Source organism: Alkaliflexus imshenetskii DSM 15055 (genome assembly GCF_000517065.1).
GTDB classification, from domain to species: domain Bacteria; phylum Bacteroidota; class Bacteroidia; order Bacteroidales; family Marinilabiliaceae; genus Alkaliflexus; species Alkaliflexus imshenetskii.
In genome coordinates this window covers 2,739,373-2,756,709 of the sequence record NZ_KI912105.1, presented here as the reverse complement: position 1 = coordinate 2,756,709, position 17,337 = coordinate 2,739,373, and the positions used below count along the sequence as shown (strand labels likewise).

Here is a 17,337-nt window from a genome sequence, read left to right as displayed (position 1 = left end):
AACAAGTCAAACGTATAACAATGACGTCACAAAGTTATAATGATGCTTCATGGTGGCGGGTTGAGAACCACTCAGTGCGCTGTCTGCTTTGTCCTCACGCCTGTTTGCTCGGTGAGGGAGATACTGGTATTTGTCGCACCCGCAAACATGTGAATAAAAAGCTTGTTACAACGGCCTATGGCAACCTATGTGCCATAAACATCGACCCCATCGAGAAAAAGCCCCTTTTCCATTTCCATCCCGGCACATCCACATTTTCAGTTGCCACCAACGGCTGCAACCTGCGCTGCCTTAACTGTCAAAACCATACCATTTCACAGTCGCCACCTGACGGCCTAAATGCGGTTTGGCTCACAAGCGCGGAACTGGTTGCCGCCGCTAAAAATCAAAACTGCACCTCCATATCCTACACCTATACCGATCCGGTGGTTTTTTATGAGTACATGCTCGACACTGCCCGCATAGCGCGAAATGCCGGATTAGCCAACATTCTTGTATCGTCGGGATACATCAACACCAGGCCATTGAGGGAGCTTTGTCAGGTGATTGACGCTGCCAACATCGACCTCAAATGTTTTGACGATGCCATCTATCACAAGCTGTGCAGCGCATCACTCAGACCAGTGCTAAAAGCATTGCAAACCATAAAAGAGTCCGGCATATGGCTCGAAATCACCAACCTCATTGTTCCGGGCTGGACGGACAACATTGAGATGATTGAGAAGATGTGTTGTTGGCTGGTTGACAACGGTTTTGAGGACACCCCGGTGCATTTCAGCAGGTTCTTTCCGTCGCACAAATTGAACCATCTCTCCCCCACTCCTGTTGAATCCATAGAAAAGGCTGCCATAACTGCTACCCGCAGCGGCCTAAAATACGTTTACACCGGCAACATGCCCGGAAACGACCTGGAAAAAACCAGATGTCACAACTGTAACACCAACCTCATCATCCGAAGGGGAAACCATCTGATGGAAAATCACCTTCGGGTAAACACCTGTCCGGTATGCGAAACCATAATTCCGGGCATATTTGATTAACAGATGAGCAAACAGTTAGAAGTAAGCTATACCAACGCGTGTTAACAGCGCATTTATAGCCAAAGGCATGGTTATGGATTCCGGAAAACAGATAAAATCTCTATCTTTGAACGTAGAGTGATAACTGTTCAAAAATAAGCATACATAATTGTTTAACACAACGATTTTGATGGTCTATTTTCAATACCATTGAAACGGATAACGAAGCTTTCAAACATTCAATTTATCTCTGCATTTAAATTTAAAAGTCTCTGATAATTAGCTTAATTTTAATCCATCATTAAAAACCAAATTTGATTGAAACGTCGCACCCTTAAAATATTCACAATTGCATTTCTGACCGCCATCTGTTTTAACATGAGCGGCCAAGTTGACCCTGAACTAAGAAAATTGAAGTTTAGTGGCAACAAAACCTACAGCAACAAAGAATTATCTTCCGAAATATCGTTTACTGCAGCAACCTGGACCGGAAAAAAGCTCTTTGGAAAAACCCCTTCGTACTTCAACACAGACGCATACAACATGAATGTGAGGGAGTTGAGACATTTCTATCAATCCGAAGGTTTTATCCACATACAAATTGGGGAACCGATTGTAAAACTGCGCAGAAATGGTCGCAAGGCAGAACTTACCATACCACTTACCGAAGGCGAACCAGTGGTTATTGATTCGGTAGCATTCACCGGCCCCGACACACTCATGAACAAGCGGTTGCTGGAGCTGTCGACGCGCCGGCGTAGTTTGCTTCAGGTGCGCGTAGGTCAGCGTTTTCAGGATAACCTTATTTGGAACGACCGCGATCTCATCACACGACGCATGGTGGAGAATGGCTATGCATACGCTGAGCTGGAGCCGGAAATTATCGCAGATACTGCGGTCAATACAGCGCATGTAATTTGGAATTTGAGCCCCGGGCCAAAGAGCTATTTTGGCGAAACCACCATCAGCGGACAGAAGCGGACACCTGAACGCATCATCAGGCGGCAGCTTGCCTACAAACCGGGTGATGTGTACAGCAGAGAGAAGCTCAACCGATCGCAACAACAGATATATCAGCTGGGCACATTCCGTATTGCTTCGGTGCGGGCCATGCTTTCGCGCGACATGAAAGACACCATTCCAGTGCAAATCAACATCACAGAAGCCCCGCGCACTTCCACGCGTGTGGGGGTGGGTTATGGCAGGGAAGACCAGTTTCGCACGTTTGTAGATTTTCAGGTGCTCAACTTTACCGGCGGCGCCAGACGACTGAATCTCTACGCCAAACACTCGGCTTTGGAACCATACCGGGTGGAGGCCACACTGACACAACCGGCAGCTTTCAGCCCCAACTCCACCGTTGCTTTTTCGCCATCCATAAAGAAACAAAAAGAACCCGGCTATGAGCTTTTCAGCTACAGCTCAAACCTGATTCTGCTCAACAAAATTACCGATAAGCTCAGCGGCTCACTCAACTTCTATTCAGAAACAGTGCGGTTAGACACCACCTCTCTGGCCCTCATTGAAGACCTGACAATACTTAGCCGCACATACACCAAAACAGGTGCGGCTACCGGATTACTCTATGACAATGCGCGACCACGTTTCGACCCTGCAAGAGGGTGGACTGTAGCCGTAAATGCCAAAGCGAACACCTCTATATTCAGCGGCAAATATCCCTTTCTGAAATATCAGTTTGAAGCAAAAAACTACCAAAGGCTTAGTGACCATCTGATACTGGCCATAAAACTAAAAGCAGGTACGGTAAACCCAACCGGCTCCGCAAAAACGATACCCGTTGAGGAGCGTTTTTTTGCCGGAGGCAGTCGCTCGGTGAGGGGATGGGGGCGTCAACAGCTGGGGCCAACCGATGAATTGGGCATTCCGGCCGGTGGAAAGAGCATGATAGAAGCCTCTCTTGAACCGCGCATCAAGATAGCAGGGCCGCTGAGCATCGTTGCCTTTCTGGATGCGGGAAATGTTTGGAGTCAGGCGTCGCACTTTACGCTCTCGGAGATACGCTATGCCGCTGGCGGTGGCATCCGTTTTGCCACGCCCATAGGCCCCATTGGCATTGATGTGGCTCGTCCCGTATGGGACGATTCCGCAAAATGGCAGTTTCACCTGAATATTGGACACGCATTTTAGTCCCTATGTTTTAGATTTAATTTACAGATGAGAAAAGCGCTCAACATCATACTCTGGTTTTTTCTTTCACTATTCTTACTGGTGATGGGCGCCCTGGCCGTGACTCAAACAGCGTGGTTTCGTAATTTTGTAAAGGAAAAAGCCATTGAAATTGCGGGCGAAAACATCAATGGGGCGATACACGTTGACGAGATAAGAGGTAACTTCTTCACCAACCTCGAAATCAGAAACCTTTCTGTTCTTTTTTTGGATGGCGACACGCTCATCTCCTTTGATGCCCTTAAGCTAAGATATACCCCACTCGCTCTGCTTAAAAAACAGATTAAAATAGATGAAATAGAACTCCTCAGGCCAAGGGTTAACATTGAACTCGACCAAGACTCCGTTTGGAACTTCTCGCGGCTCATACGCCCTTCAGAGACACCTGCTGATACTACTGCTGCTGCGCCATTCCCCTATTCGGTAAGATTGCAAGCCCTGCTCATAACAGAAGGAGAGGTTCATCTCAACATTCCGGAGTCGTTGGCTCCCGGGAGGATTGATAACCTCACACTTAACCTCAGCGCTTTTTATTCGTCCAATGAGCTGGCACTAAATCTAAAAACCTTCAGCTTTGAAAGCCATGCCCCCAACCTCATCTTGAAAAATTTCACTGTAAACATACAGTCTGACTTTGAGCAATGGGTCATTAGCGATTTTAGGCTGACAACTGCACTCAATGAGATTAATCTGGATGCGCGTTACAAAGACCTCGACGCGTTTAACGCTCAATTGGAGTGGCCAGACATCCACATGAAGGAATTTGACTTTATTTTGCCCGACATAAAACTGCCGGCCACCCCAGACTTACACTTTGAAGCCACAAACCAGGACGACACGTTGAAGTTCCGAATAAGAGTTGCCCACAGCAATGAATCCATCGCCTTAAACGGCATGGTAAAACAGTTTTCGGCACTGCTTAGCGATTCACTGCGGCACACAGTACCCGTTGATTTAAACCTCGACATCCGCAATCTGCGACCAAATAACTGGATAGAAACAGAGCCAATACCTCTGGTGCTCAATACCCAGTTGAACATCCGCGGCAACGGCATCAAAAAGTCGTCGCCACCACTTACTATTTCGGGTAACATGCATGGCACCAGTTGGGAAAACTATTTTCTGGAGAGGGGTTTGATGGAACTGCGTTATGCTGCGGGCAAAACCAATGCAAACATCCGAATAAGCGGTGTTTTTGGCGCCCTTGACCTGCTTGCCGACTTTGACCTGAACACGCCCAATGGCCCTTTTAAGGCTGAGCTTTCCACCAAAAATCTGGCGCTACACACCATTGTGCCGCAATATGCTGACAGTACGCTTTTGACTTTATACCTCAATGCCACGGGGCAGGGTATTGCTTCCGAACAGCGATCGGCAAAGTTCAACGCAAAAATATCCCAGTCCATCATTGAACATATCCCGGTTGACTCGCTGACTTTTTTCGGGCATTACGAAAATAAAAGGCTGACACTTGACACTTTATCAATTTCAAACCAGTCGCTCACAGCACAACTGAACGCCATCTACGATTTTGAGGGCAATGTACGCGCGCATCTTAAAGGCAAAATTGCCAACACATCGGCATTTGAGCACTACGTGACACAGCCGGTTAGCTGGGACACGCTCACCGTTGACGCTAAATTGGGTGGCAGAACAGATTCACTCACGTTCAACCTGCACGCCATTGCTTCGCACATTGAAATGGATACAACGCTCACTGTTAACCATCTACACCTAAACTCAGATGGTTTATGGCAAAAAAACACGCCGTTTGTTAATGCATTGATTAATGCCTCAGGATTTGAAATATCCGGATTTAAGTCGGACTCCCTGCGAATAAATGCCTCGCTGGCAGACTCACTCTGGGCTACAGAACTTATAGCCTACCTGCCTGCCGACTATATAATTGATCTGGCTGCAAGGGGAAACCTTGGCGATGTGATGGATGTGATGTTGGAAAAACTATCGCTGACAACACCATTTGCCCATTTACAAACTTCAGACACACCTGCCCGCATCACATACTCCGACAAACGTGTTGCAGTTAATGATTTTATTCTTAACGACAAACGCGACGCTTTGTTTCAATTGGGTATTGATGCCGTTTACCAACAGGGAGACTCCATAAGACTCAATGCCCGCATCAAGGATTTTAACATGGAGATGCTTTCAATGTTCGGCCTTTCGGAGCAATACATGAAAGGTCGTGCAACCCTAAATCTTGACGTTAACGGCAACCACCAATCCTTCACCATCAACGGAAACACGAGCCTCGTCAACATCGAAGCCGACCCCCTGGCCATTTCCGGATTTAAGGCAAATTTGCACTTTCCGGGCGATACGGCCCACATTCGGGCTGCCATCTACAATGCTACTGGCGATTCCATCCAAATCAGAGCCGCATCGCCACTGACCATCTCCCTGAACGACAGCCTTCTCATATCGTGGCCCAAAACGTTTAAAGCACACCTGTTGGCCAGCAATACCAGGTTGAGCGGCTTCTTTCAAACCATGCCTGGCGTGCAGCAACCAAAAGCATTGCTCTCCTTTGACATAGCCGGTGAAGGGCATGTGAGCAGCCCCATCATAAAAGGAAAAATCGACATCACAAATGGCGAACTACCTTTGCCAAAATATGGCATCGACTACAAGGATTTGCACCTGAAGCTTTCAATCGACGACACCCAAATCCTTATTGACACGATTTTTGCGCGCCACTTCAATGGCACACTTCTGGCCAGTGGAGTTGTAGAAATGGACTCTTCACTCTTCACAGGTAAAATGAAGTCGGCCAATATGAATCTGCGTGCCAATCAATTCTACTTAACCCGTCATCGTGATTTTCAAATTCAAATTGATGCCGATGCCTTTTTCAGGGATGTGGATCACAACCCGCGCTTTGGCGGAAATATCAAAGTGTTGCGATCCAGCTTTAACCTTCCGGCCATCATGAAACTAGCCCATGAGTCAGCCGACTTGAATGACCCATTGTTGGTTCAGGCACTTAAGGAGCGTTCGGGTGATGTGATTTTAACAGATACCACCCTTACAGTGCGACAACGCACCGAACCTAAATCGGGCATCATGGAACAGGTTACCGGCACCATCAGACTCGATGTGCCGCGCAACACCTGGCTGCGTTCACCCGACATGCAGATGGAGCTCTATGGAAACCTCGACGTTGTTAAAAACAGTGAGGCATTCGAGCTCTTTGGCACGCTGGGGGTTCACCGGGGTTTCTATACCCTTTATGGGAAAAAACTCAATGTGCGCGAAGGGGAACTCACTTTTACAGGTGGAGATGCCTTTGATCCGCAGCTTAACCTGCGGGCTGCTTATGCTTTCAGAACCCGTGACAGATTAAAGCGCGAATTGATGCTCATTGTAGGTGGCAGAGCATCCGACCCCGACATCCAGTTTGAACTCGACCGGCAATCCATACCCGAGGCCGATGCCATGGCCTATCTGCTTTTTGGGCAACCCTTTGACGAGCTAAGCTACGGCAACCAGGAGGGGGTATCCAACGCGGTACCTTCGCGCCTGCTCACGGGGCTGGTTTCATCACAATTGAGCAAAACCATTGGCTCCACCTTTAACCTCGACATGATTGAAATTGATGCAGGAGATAACTGGCAAAACACTACCTTTATGGTTGGAAAATACATCACAAACAACCTTTTTGTCACCTACCAGCGCAGCTTTGGACAATCGGGTCAGGACGCCATCACACCCGAAACCATAACGCTGGAGTATGAGTTGAGCAGAAGGCTCTCGCTACGGTTGATGCATGGCGATGTGAAAGACTCTGGTGTGGATGTAATCATAAAATTTGAAAGGTAAAAACAGATGGAACACTCAGCAATACGTAAAAAACAATCAAAAACTTACACTCTGCTTAACCTTAAAAGGCTTAAAGAAGCATTGGATATGTTGCGCGAGGTGGTAAAAGACACCCACAAAAGTGAGCTGATTGATACCCATTACAACATCGAGATGACCTACAAAAGCCTGTTGCATTATACTGTAGAAGGCTTCACCGATCCCGAACGTCAGAAAATATATAACCATCTGGTGGCCGACATCTTCAAACTTGCCGACGACATTTTCCTGACCCTTTTCACCAGATATGGGCAGGGGCCTTTTTGCGAATTGCGCCGCAAGTACGAATCTGTTCCGGCATCACTATTCACCGATACACTGGCTGCCTGCTTTGCCGAGCTCGACAAGCGCGCCCTAATGCACGAGGAAGAGTTGCCCATCTCAGAAATTCTCAGTGAAGGATACCAAACGCTATTCTCACTTCTTTTAACCGATGAGAAGGTTTACAAATTCGCAGATGATACCAACACCCTCTTTTCGGACAAAGGATTGCCATGGGACAGGCAATGTGTGATGGTGAGCGCAATCACCATCCATCTGATGCATTACTTCAACATTAAAGCAGTTGAGCTGCTTTTTGATTTGACGGGTCACGCCAATCCGGAAGTAAAACAAAGAGCGTTGACCGGTCTGCTTTTAGTGCTTTACAACTACGACAAGCGGCTTCACCTATATCCCACTGCATTACAAAAACTCGAAGCCCTCAAATCGAACAACAAAGAGATTCAGATACTGCAATCCATCATCATTCAGCTTACCCGAACGCGAGAAACAGAAAAGCTTGCCCGCAAATTGACCGATGAAATATTACCGGAAGTGGCCAGAATCCACCCAAACCTCAGAAACCGGCTTGATTTGGACAATATTTTAGGCGAAAGCTTCCAGGAAGGCAAAAATCCCGATTGGGAAAACATCCTCTCTGACTCACCCGAACTGATGGGCAAACTTGAGGAGTTCTCCAAATTGCAGATGGAAGGAGCCGACCTGTTTCTATCCACTTTCAGGATGCTGAAACACTTCTCTTTCTTCAACCTCATCGACAATTGGTTTCTGCCTTTTAGCTATCCCAGCCCCATTGTAAACGACATACTGAAGCACGAAAGCGGGCCATTTCGCAATCCCGATTTGCTTAAGGGAATGGCCGAATCGGGAATACTCTGCAATTCCGACAAATATTCACTCATCCTGAGCATACCACAAATGCCTTCGGCTCAAAAGGAGATGATGGGACAGATGTTTTTGGCCGAACTGGGCGCCATACGCGAAATAGAGAAGAGTGATGAGCTGATACAGCACGAAAAGCAGGCACTCGCCATCTCAAACCAATACATTCAGGATCTTTACCGGTTTTTCAGGGTACACAGACAGCGCCACAGCTTTGAAGATCCCTTCTCGTGGAAAATGGATTTTCACAACCGCTGGTTCATTCAGTTTCTGTTTCCGGGAGATGACCTTTTATTGAAACTGGGCGAGTACCTTTTTGAAAAAGACCGCTATGCCGAAGCATTGGAAGTGTTTAATCAGCTGGCAAAAAAGAGCACCCCATCGATGCAGATACTTCAAAAGCAAGCCTTTTGTTACCAACAGCTGCAACAACATGAGCAGGCGCTGGAGCTATACCTGCAAGCCGATTTGTTTAACCACGGCCAACTGTGGAACCTGAAAAAAATTGCACTCTGTTACCGCCATCTGAAGAATCCTGAAAAAGCCCTTGAGTACTATCTGGAGGCCGAACGGGTAGCGCCCGACAATCTGCACACCCAAGTGAGCATTGGTCATTGCCTCCTCGAAACCAAGAACTTTACCGATGCTTTGAAATACTATTTCAAAGTGGAGTATCTGGATCCATCAAACAAAAAAGTGTGGCGCCCCATTGTATGGTGTGCGCTGGCGTTGGGAAAGTTTGATCAGGCCGAAAAGTATTGTCAAAAACTGCTGAACGACAACCCAAATCAGCACGACTTCATGAACATGGGGCATGTGAAATGGTGTGAAGGCAAGCGTCAGGAAGCGCTAAACTGGTACCAGAAAAGCGTGACGCATCCCGGTCATTCGATCAAAGAATTTCTCGATGCTTTTGAAAATGACAGGCAAATACTCATTCAGCATCATGTGGATGAAACAGACATCCCAATAATGATGGATCAACTCAGATATTATCTTAACAACCTCTAGAACAATTATGCCAAAGAAGAAGCCGCAAATTGAACTCTACAGCTACGGGATATACGAAACATGGGACAGGGCGTCGCGGGAATTGCCAAAATTAAAAGAGATAACAACTGTGATTCCGGTTACTCCTGAAATAGAATTTGGATACGTGTTGAAAATTAAGAAAGCCAAAGGCTCAATACTGTCCTTTACAATTAACCATCCTCCATTTTTTAATGAGGAAGGAGATATTGCTCCGCCATTTGACGGTGAAGAATTTGTAAATAGTAACGATTGGTCTTTTTTTCTGGGAGATACGGTGTGGCCACCCTACGAAGATAAAGCCGGAGAATGGGAATTAATTTCCTGGCTCGACGGGAAGGAGATTGCGCGAAAAACATTCTCCCTGCAAATAATGGAATAGGTTAGGAAAAACTACGAAAGAGTGATGCTAAACAGGAAAGTGCCAAAAGCTATCAACACCAAAACAATTACAACTTCTACAATTGAATAGATCAAAATCTTTCTTTTTAACCTCGCAATGACCTCAGTCTCTTTCTCCTCCGTTTTAAACATATTAAATCTCATCACTCTAATTATTAATCTTTCTTTCTCATTAACTTACAAACTGTTATTAAAATATGCCACTAAATGTACATTCAACAATTACTGTAACGATACAAATAAAGAAAGAAATTGCTATTTCACCAACAGCAAAAACTCTGTTTATAATTATTTAACTCTTTTTTTTCAAGACTATGAGCCATTTAAGGCTTCAATTCGGATGACTCATTAGCGCTGTCAATGCAAGATAAATGTTACACATTAAACCTGAAGTGCATGATGTCGCCATCGCAAACCACATACTCCTTCCCTTCCACATTCATCTTTCCGGCCTCTTTACAGGCATTTTCCGAGCCATATTTCAAATAATCATCGTATTTTATAACCTCAGCACGAATGAACCCTTTCTCAAAATCGGTATGAATAACCCCTGCCGCCTGCGGAGCGAGTGATCCTTTATGGAAAGTCCAGGCACGTACCTCTTTTTCACCTGCCGTAAAATAGGTTTGAAGTTCGAGCAATCGGTATGCTGAACGAATCAACTTGGCTACACCCGACTCCTTGAGGCCCAAGTCTTCGAGGAACATCTGGCGCTCTTCAAAAGTCTCCAGTTCAGCAATGTCAGCTTCTGTTTGTGCAGCAATCACCAACACTTCGGCGTTTTCGTCCTTAACGGCTTCCTTAACAGCTTGCACGTGTTTGTTGCCCATTACAACAGAGGCTTCGTCCACGTTGCACACGTACATCACCGGCTTATTGGTAAGCAGAAACAACTCGCGTGACACCTTTAGCTCAGGTTCGGTGAGTTCAACGGTGCGGGCAGACTTGCCTTGCAACAAAGCCTCGCGATACTTCACCAGCACTTCATATAGTTTTTTCGTATCAAAATCCTTACTGGTTTTGGCAATTTTCTCAACTTTTGGAAGGCGGGCTTCCACTGTTTCCAAATCCTTGAGCTGAAGCTCAATATCGATCACCTCTTTGTCTCTCACCGGATCCACAGAACCATCCACGTGAGTTACGTTGTCATCTTCGAAGCAGCGCAGCACGTGAATAATGGCGTCGGTCTCACGTATATTGGCCAAAAACTTATTGCCAAGCCCTTCGCCTTTGCTGGCACCTTTCACAAGACCTGCAATATCCACAATTTCGACGGTGGTAGGAACCACACGCTGCGGTTTTACCAAACGCTCAAGTTCTGTCAACCGCTCATCGGGCACAGTGATAACACCCAAATTGGGCTCAATGGTGCAAAAAGGAAAGTTTGCCGACTGCGCTTTGGCGTTGGATAAACAGTTGAAAAGAGTTGATTTTCCCACGTTGGGAAGACCTACGATACCGCACTTTAAGGCCATGAGATTAGATTGTTAAATTTCAGCGTGCAAAAGTACATCAAATTTTCAGCATTTCGGGCATCAATTATATTACTATTGCAATTCTTAACAAAATGCCACTCAGGTTCAACAGTGATATCCGAATCAAACTTCACGTCTCCAATAACTTTTTTGTACATTCGCACACTGAAAGCACCATTCATGCATCCAACCGATCAGGAAATATTAACCATGGCGCAGATTCCGCGGCAACGCGAAGAGGCCTTTTCGATGCTGGTAGAGAAATACCGGCAACGTCTGTATTGGCATCTGCGAAAAATGGTCATAATTCATGAGGATGCCGATGATCTTCTTCAAAACACCTTCATCAAGGTTTGGAAAAATCTGGGAAACTTTCGCGGTGATTCCGCATTGTTTACCTGGCTCTATCGCATTGCCACCAATGAAGCGCTCAACCATTTAAACAAAAAACGAACAGAACTGCTCAACTCATTCGATGATTTGGAGTCGGTGATGTCTGGTCAACTGGACGAGGATCCGCTATTCAATGGCGATGAAATTCAAAAAAGACTTCAGAAAAGTATTCTTACTCTGCCCGACAAGCAGCGACTGGTATTCAACATGAAGTATTTTGATGAGATGAAGTATGAAGAGATGGCCGAAATCCTGAACACCTCCGTAGGAGCTCTAAAAGCCTCCTATTTTCATGCAGTGCGTAAAATTGAAGCACTCATTGATAAAGAGTTGTTTTGATGTTGAGATGTTTAGATATTAGATGTATAGATGGGAGATAGAAAGATGTTGAGATTTTAGCTAAAAAGGTGTTTGGATGTAAGATGGTGAGGGAGCCAGGTGGGTAAGAAGATAGTTACAGACATCTTCACGAGTGAACCACACACATCTAACCATTTCAAATCCAATTACCTCACATCTGTTTTAAACATCCTGATTACAACAGATTAAACTTTTTAAATATAACATGGTCTAAAAAATGCAAACCTTCCGGAATTGCGTTTATCAAAGATTACCAACATGAGTGAAGACATACCAAAATGGAATACCAAACATCCTTTTGAAGTACCTGATGGCTACTTCGAAGGGTTTGACGCACGCCTGATGCGACAAATTGATTTGGAAAGCCCTGAAAAGCATAAAATAGGCTCCAAGCTATCGCTTATTGCCCCATGGATAGGCATGGCTGCTGCATTTCTTATCATTGCACTGCTTTATAAGCAACTTCCGGAACGCATTTACCCCGGACAGTTTAATCAGGAAACCATCAGCAATGGTGGATTTTTCAACTTCTCGCCCGGCGACTATTACGGCGAGCACGAGTTGCTTGAGATAATCACCGAAAAAGGGATCTCAAACATTGAAATTATGCCCGACAGCATCCTGTTCAAAGGCATTGATGATGAAGATTTGATTATGCTTACCCTGTTTTATTGAAATTCCCCAACTAATTGACATAGCTTATGAAAAGCTTAATTATTACACTATTCGCCATCATTTTATCGTTTAGCATAGAAGCGCAAACCAAATGCCCAAAAGCTGAACAAATTGAGCGCATAAAGGCACAAAAAGCGGCATTTATTACCGAGCGCATTGGTCTCACCAGTGCGGTTGCGCAGCGCTTCTGGCCGGTTTACAATGAATACTGGCAAAAGAAAGACAGCCTGATTACCCGTCGCAGTACTGCACGTATTGAGTTAAAAGAGAACATGGAGAAGCTCACTGCGGCACAAAAAGAGGCATCGCTCGACCTGCAGATGCAACTGCGTTGGGAAGAGGCACGGCTCGACCGGCACTACCACCAGAAATTCAAACAAATACTGACCATCGATCAGGTGATATTGCTATACGAAGCCGAGCATGAATTCAGAATACGTCTGATAAGAGTCATCCGTGAGTCAAATGCCAGCATAGAATCTCAGGAAGAAAAAAATCAGTTTATCTCGAGAATATAAGGGAGTTAATTGTTTATAAGCAAAAGTCCGGATGGCTACCCAATAACCATCCGGACTTTTTTTATCTCCTAATAACATTAACCGATTAAGCTTAGAGCCTCCTCGGGTGTGAGCGTTTGTTGTTCGCCCGAAACCATGTTTTTCAGGGTTATTTTATTGTTGTTGATTTCGTCCTCTCCCACCATAGCTACGAAACGGATACCCTTTTTATCGGCATAGGACATCTGTTTTTTCATCTTGGCCACATCGGGATATAGTTCGGTGCGCACACCTTTGTTGCGAAAAAAGGTGGCCAGTCCCAAGCAGTGCGCTGCTTCCTTCTCACCAAAGTTAACAAACAGCAGCTGCGTGGCAGCCGTTACAGTGTCGGGATAAAGATTCATCTGGTTCATCACATCAAAAATGCGGTCGGCTCCAAAAGAGATACCAACGCCCGACACCCCTTTTAACCCAAAGATGCCGGTAAGGTCATCGTACCGTCCACCGCCGGTGATACTTCCAATCTCCACGTCAAGAGCCTTCACCTCAAAAATAGCGCCTGTATAGTAATTCAGTCCCCTGGCAAGCGTTAAGTCAAGCTCCACAGGTGTATGCAACTTAAGCGTGTCCACCATTTTCAAAACCGTTGTAAGCTCTTCAACCCCCTTTAATCCGGTGGGCGATTGGCTTAGAATCTGCGAAAGCGATTGCAGTTTCTCCCCATTGCTGCCAGACAGAGCAAGAATTGGCTGAAGTTTATCAATGGCCTCCGGTGTAAGGCCACGTTCGTGCAGTTCGGCATTTACTTTGTCGAGGCCTATCTTATCAAGTTTGTCGATAGCCACAGTGATATCAACCATCCGGTCGGCTTCACCAATAATTTCAGCAATGCCGGCCAATACCTTACGGTTGTTCAGCTTCACCACCACCCGGATATTTAGTTTACGATAAACCTCATCCACAATTTGAATAAGTTCCACTTCGTTGATAAGGCCATCGCTGCCTACCACATCCACGTCGCACTGAAAAAACTCGCGGTAACGGCCTTTCTGAGGACGGTCGGCACGCCAAACGGGCTGTATCTGATAGCGCTTAAAAGGCAGTGTGATTTCATTTTGGTGCTGTACCACAAAACGGGCAAACGGCACAGTCAAGTCATATCGCAGACCTTTCTCACTTATTTGGCCAGTGATGCGGTTTGAATCTCGAGCAGCTAAAAGTGCCGCATCCGACTTGGAAAGAAAATCACCTGAATTAAGGATTTTAAAGAGCAGCTTGTCCCCCTCTTCGCCGTACTTACCAAGCAATGTATCGAGGTTTTCCATGGCAGGGGTTTCAATGGGCATGTAGCCATACATCTGAAACACCCCTTTGATGGTATCAAAAATAAAATTGCGCCGCACCATTTCGGCAGGTGTAAAATCACGTGTCCCTTTGGGAATTGATGGTTTCTGAGCCATAAAAAATGAAAATATTTACCGGATCAACCCGGGCCATTTATTCAGAATGGCCGGATGCATTAATAGAATATTATTGAAAAACGCAAAGGTACAACAGATGGATCATTTTCCGACTACTCAGAGGAGATTTGATTTCATGAAGCCATCAGTTAAACAACCTGACCCCAAGACCATACTCAACCCAATCGGCTTTGAAGCCGGCCATCGTTTTAAGGCCAAGTTGCGCAAAAAAACGTTTGTTGATGTCATATTTTAGCGCCGGACGGAAAAAGAAATTGCCTTTCATATCAAAGGCCTGGTTGTGTAAATATGTTCCAACCTGTACCCGAAAGCTGAAATTCCAGAACATGAAATCATATCCGGCATGCACACCATAAAAGTGATGCGAATATGCATCATAACTGCTCACAAGGCTCCCATCATAAAACCAGTTTACGCCCGCAGCAAAACCACTTTTCATATTGAGCCGGTAATTATACTCCGCAAATGAAGTAAAAGTGCCATGTTGTTTGTTGGTTCCTTTATCCTCATCATTTTGCACAATGCCGCCAGCCGCATAAACAAGCATCTCACCCTTACGAATAGGGGTTGCCGGATTAAAATGTGTCAACATTGGGCGACTATCGAGAATCACTTTCGGAAAGGCTGAGTTATCAACTTTGTTCTGTTTTGTATTGAAATGGTATCTGAACCCGACGTTTGGCCCCCACATATTAAGACCGGAATTGGGTCGGAAGGAACGGCCGTTGCTAAAATGGGTAAAATCGAGGCCATAGGTGAGATCTATCTCTCGGTTTAACCGATATCTGGCTCCTATATTGAAGTTGAAATACACATTGAACCGTGACCCGATGGCATCGTTATGGGCATTGGTCTCTTCATCATAAGGTTTCAGATCATAGCTGAGCCCAAAAGCAGGTTCAATCATCATCTGGTGGCGGTGGTGATTAAACAACGGAAAAGAGATGAAACCATAAACGGCTCCGGGTTTACCCAGTTGCTCAGGGTTACCCACAAAGCCACTGTACCAACCCAATCCGTAGGCAGGGTAAAGATACATGCTCTGCCAGCCATCGGGGTTGGCACTCTGCCAGCCGTAACGAACCTCAACAGATCCATAACCGTTGGCCAGCACATCCTTCAACTCTTCGCCGGTGTAGAGATGATTGCCGGTATGGCCACGAATTTCGAGAAATCTGAAGTCTCTGAAACTGCTTTGATACTGACCCGTTGCCGGTAAAAAGCAGAAGCCTAAAACAACTAGAATTAATGACAACCTCATAAAATGGAAAAACTTGGGTTAGAAAACTTATAAATATTTGGTTTGGCGAACAAAAATAGTTCCAATACCTCACACCAACAAAACGGTTGGTCGCCAAACACCGTGAATTGATACCCGGGCATCGTAAAGTGTACGCAAAATGTGGCAATGATTTTACGACCACACGATAAGTGGCAGTGAAAATTGAAAAACATTGTTTCGTTGAAACATCTTTTTAACAACTATTACATTAGATTTTCCCTCCAAACATAAACCCATTGGCACCTATCATTGTTTGTTAGGAATGTAATCACACGTTTTGAATGAAATAATTGTAAAATCAACAACTGTTTATGTTGTTTGCCGATGGTTAAAACAGTAAGATTTTCGCCGACAACAATTATCACCAACTGCCGGAAAATCAAATTTTGCTATACAAACCTTGATAAACAGTTCATTAATCCAGATTTTTTATGCGTTATACCATCCATTTAATTATTGCTGCAATTGCCCTTGTTGCAACCTCATGCGGCCCCTCCGGCGAGGAGGTGAATGTTTACTCAGGTCGTCATTACCGTACCGACGAAGCTCTGTTTGCCGAGTTTACCCAGCAAACCGGCATACGGGTAAACCTCATAAAAGCCAATTCGGATCAGCTTATCAACAGACTTCAGATGGAGGGCGAGCGATCGCCGGCCGACCTTATTATTACGGCCGATGCGGGGCGCCTGATACTGGCACGCGAAATGGGTCTTCTGCAACCTTTTGAGTCGCAAAAAATCAAAGAAATAGTACCCTCTCATTACCGCGACGACCAGGATTTCTGGACCGGATTCACAAAACGCGCCCGTGTGATAGTATATCACAAAGAGCGGGTGAATCCATCGGAGCTGGACAGTTATGAGCAACTGGCCGACCCCAAATGGAATGGACGGATTTTGGTACGTTCATCACAGAACCATTACAACCAGACACTAATGGCATCCATCCTTGCAGCGCTGGGCACCGATAGTGCCACACAATGGGGACACAAACTGGTTGCCAACATGGCCCAAACGCCACGTGGCAACGATCGCGACCAGGTGAAGGCCATTGCTGCCGGAGTGGGTGACATAGCCATCGTCAACACCTATTACATAGGTCTGCTGGTGAACTCTTCCAACGCCGAAGAACGCGAAGTAGCCGCTCAGGTGGGCATCCATTTTCCCAACCAAAACGGTCGCGGAACCCATGTAAACATCAGTGGTGTGGGAATTGCCGCCAATGCCCGCAATTATGAAAATGCCAACAAGTTAATTGAGTTCCTGCTCGAAAATCGCGCACAATCTCTTTTTGCCGAAGAGAACTTTGAATATCCTGTAAATCCGAATATTGAATGGCCTGCATTGCTTAATGATTGGGGCACATTTAAAGCTGACACACTGCCGTTGCACAAACTGGGACAGCACCTGCACCAGGCAATGGTTATTTTCAACACTGTGGGCTGGGAATAGACCAGCCCCTCCAAAAACCGCTTACTTGCGGACAAACAGATCA

General features: G+C 45.7%; 13 protein-coding genes. 9 read left to right on the top strand and 4 right to left on the bottom strand.

The features are described 5' to 3' along the window. Window positions 1–20: 20 nt before the first annotated feature. From amrS to ALKIM_RS0111665, 5 genes are all read left to right on the top strand, one after another. Window positions 21–1,040 (top strand): AmmeMemoRadiSam system radical SAM enzyme, encoded by a 1,020-nt coding sequence (gene amrS, locus ALKIM_RS18375; protein ID WP_044117909.1) that lies wholly within the window; start codon window positions 21–23, stop codon window positions 1,038–1,040. Window positions 1,041–1,397: 357 nt separating this feature from the next. Then, a complete protein-coding gene (locus ALKIM_RS0111680) occupies window positions 1,398–3,167 on the top strand; it encodes a BamA/OMP85 family outer membrane protein (protein ID WP_044118284.1) in 1,770 nt (589 codons plus the stop codon). Between the two features lie 27 nt (window positions 3,168–3,194). Continuing rightward, window positions 3,195–7,046: a translocation/assembly module TamB domain-containing protein gene (locus ALKIM_RS0111675; RefSeq protein WP_026474813.1), complete on the top strand. Its 3,852-nt coding sequence runs from the start codon at window positions 3,195–3,197 to the stop codon at window positions 7,044–7,046. Window positions 7,047–7,052: 6 nt separating this feature from the next. Then, window positions 7,053–9,260, top strand: coding sequence for a tetratricopeptide repeat protein (locus ALKIM_RS0111670; RefSeq protein ID WP_026474812.1), 2,208 nt, complete (start codon window positions 7,053–7,055; stop codon window positions 9,258–9,260). A gap of 7 nt (window positions 9,261–9,267) precedes the next feature. Next, window positions 9,268–9,660 (top strand): DUF3859 domain-containing protein, encoded by a 393-nt coding sequence (locus ALKIM_RS0111665; protein ID WP_026474811.1) that lies wholly within the window; start codon window positions 9,268–9,270, stop codon window positions 9,658–9,660. Window positions 9,661–9,671: 11 nt separating this feature from the next. Here the strand turns inward: ALKIM_RS0111665 and ALKIM_RS20090 are convergent, their stop codons facing one another. Beyond that, on the bottom strand, window positions 9,672–9,824 hold the full coding sequence (locus tag ALKIM_RS20090) for a hypothetical protein (protein ID WP_173400721.1): 153 nt from the start codon (window positions 9,822–9,824) through the stop codon (window positions 9,672–9,674). Window positions 9,825–10,054: 230 nt separating this feature from the next. Further along, a complete protein-coding gene (ychF, locus tag ALKIM_RS0111655; protein ID WP_026474810.1) occupies window positions 10,055–11,155 on the bottom strand; it encodes a redox-regulated ATPase YchF in 1,101 nt (366 codons plus the stop codon). Window positions 11,156–11,335: 180 nt separating this feature from the next. Here ychF and ALKIM_RS0111645 point away from each other — a divergent pair, with 180 nt between their 5' ends. The 3 genes from ALKIM_RS0111645 (at window position 11,336) to ALKIM_RS18370 (ending at window position 13,101) form a co-directional block, all read left to right on the top strand. Further along, entirely contained in the window at window positions 11,336–11,887 is a 552-nt protein-coding gene (locus ALKIM_RS0111645) for an RNA polymerase sigma factor (protein ID WP_026474808.1), read from the top strand. A 279-nt stretch (window positions 11,888–12,166) separates the two neighbouring features. Beyond that, window positions 12,167–12,583 carry a hypothetical protein gene (locus ALKIM_RS0111640; protein WP_026474807.1) on the top strand — a complete coding sequence of 139 codons (417 nt, stop codon included), beginning with the start codon at window positions 12,167–12,169 and terminating at the stop codon, window positions 12,581–12,583. A 26-nt stretch (window positions 12,584–12,609) separates the two neighbouring features. Beyond that, complete coding sequence (locus ALKIM_RS18370) at window positions 12,610–13,101, top strand: hypothetical protein (RefSeq protein WP_052345530.1); 492 nt, start codon at window positions 12,610–12,612, stop codon at window positions 13,099–13,101. Window positions 13,102–13,178: 77 nt separating this feature from the next. Here ALKIM_RS18370 and hisS read toward each other — a convergent pair whose 3' ends face one another. Then, entirely contained in the window at window positions 13,179–14,540 is a 1,362-nt protein-coding gene (gene hisS / locus ALKIM_RS0111630; protein WP_026474806.1) for a histidine--tRNA ligase, read from the bottom strand. 145 nt (window positions 14,541–14,685) lie between these two features. Then, window positions 14,686–15,822, bottom strand: coding sequence for an acyloxyacyl hydrolase (locus ALKIM_RS0111625; protein ID WP_026474805.1), 1,137 nt, complete (start codon window positions 15,820–15,822; stop codon window positions 14,686–14,688). Between the two features lie 452 nt (window positions 15,823–16,274). On the opposite strand from ALKIM_RS0111625, the gene ALKIM_RS0111620 reads away from it, so the two are divergent. Next, window positions 16,275–17,294, top strand: a complete 1,020-nt coding sequence (locus ALKIM_RS0111620; RefSeq protein ID WP_026474804.1) for a Fe(3+) ABC transporter substrate-binding protein — start codon at window positions 16,275–16,277, stop codon at window positions 17,292–17,294. Window positions 17,295–17,337: the final 43 nt, after the last annotated feature.

Coding starts and splice junctions, on each gene's coding strand:
- amrS (WP_044117909.1), top strand. CDS start 21: ATGACGTCACAAAGTTATAATGATGCTTCATGGTGGCGGGTTGAGAAC.
- ALKIM_RS0111680 (WP_044118284.1), top strand. CDS start 1,398: ATGAGCGGCCAAGTTGACCCTGAACTAAGAAAATTGAAGTTTAGTGGC.
- ALKIM_RS0111675 (WP_026474813.1), top strand. CDS start 3,195: ATGAGAAAAGCGCTCAACATCATACTCTGGTTTTTTCTTTCACTATTC.
- ALKIM_RS0111670 (WP_026474812.1), top strand. CDS start 7,053: ATGGAACACTCAGCAATACGTAAAAAACAATCAAAAACTTACACTCTG.
- ALKIM_RS0111665 (WP_026474811.1), top strand. CDS start 9,268: ATGCCAAAGAAGAAGCCGCAAATTGAACTCTACAGCTACGGGATATAC.
- ALKIM_RS20090 (WP_173400721.1), bottom strand. CDS start 9,824: ATGAGATTTAATATGTTTAAAACGGAGGAGAAAGAGACTGAGGTCATT.
- ychF (WP_026474810.1), bottom strand. CDS start 11,155: ATGGCCTTAAAGTGCGGTATCGTAGGTCTTCCCAACGTGGGAAAATCA.
- ALKIM_RS0111645 (WP_026474808.1), top strand. CDS start 11,336: ATGCATCCAACCGATCAGGAAATATTAACCATGGCGCAGATTCCGCGG.
- ALKIM_RS0111640 (WP_026474807.1), top strand. CDS start 12,167: ATGAGTGAAGACATACCAAAATGGAATACCAAACATCCTTTTGAAGTA.
- ALKIM_RS18370 (WP_052345530.1), top strand. CDS start 12,610: ATGAAAAGCTTAATTATTACACTATTCGCCATCATTTTATCGTTTAGC.
- hisS (WP_026474806.1), bottom strand. CDS start 14,540: ATGGCTCAGAAACCATCAATTCCCAAAGGGACACGTGATTTTACACCT.
- ALKIM_RS0111625 (WP_026474805.1), bottom strand. CDS start 15,822: ATGAGGTTGTCATTAATTCTAGTTGTTTTAGGCTTCTGCTTTTTACCG.
- ALKIM_RS0111620 (WP_026474804.1), top strand. CDS start 16,275: ATGCGTTATACCATCCATTTAATTATTGCTGCAATTGCCCTTGTTGCA.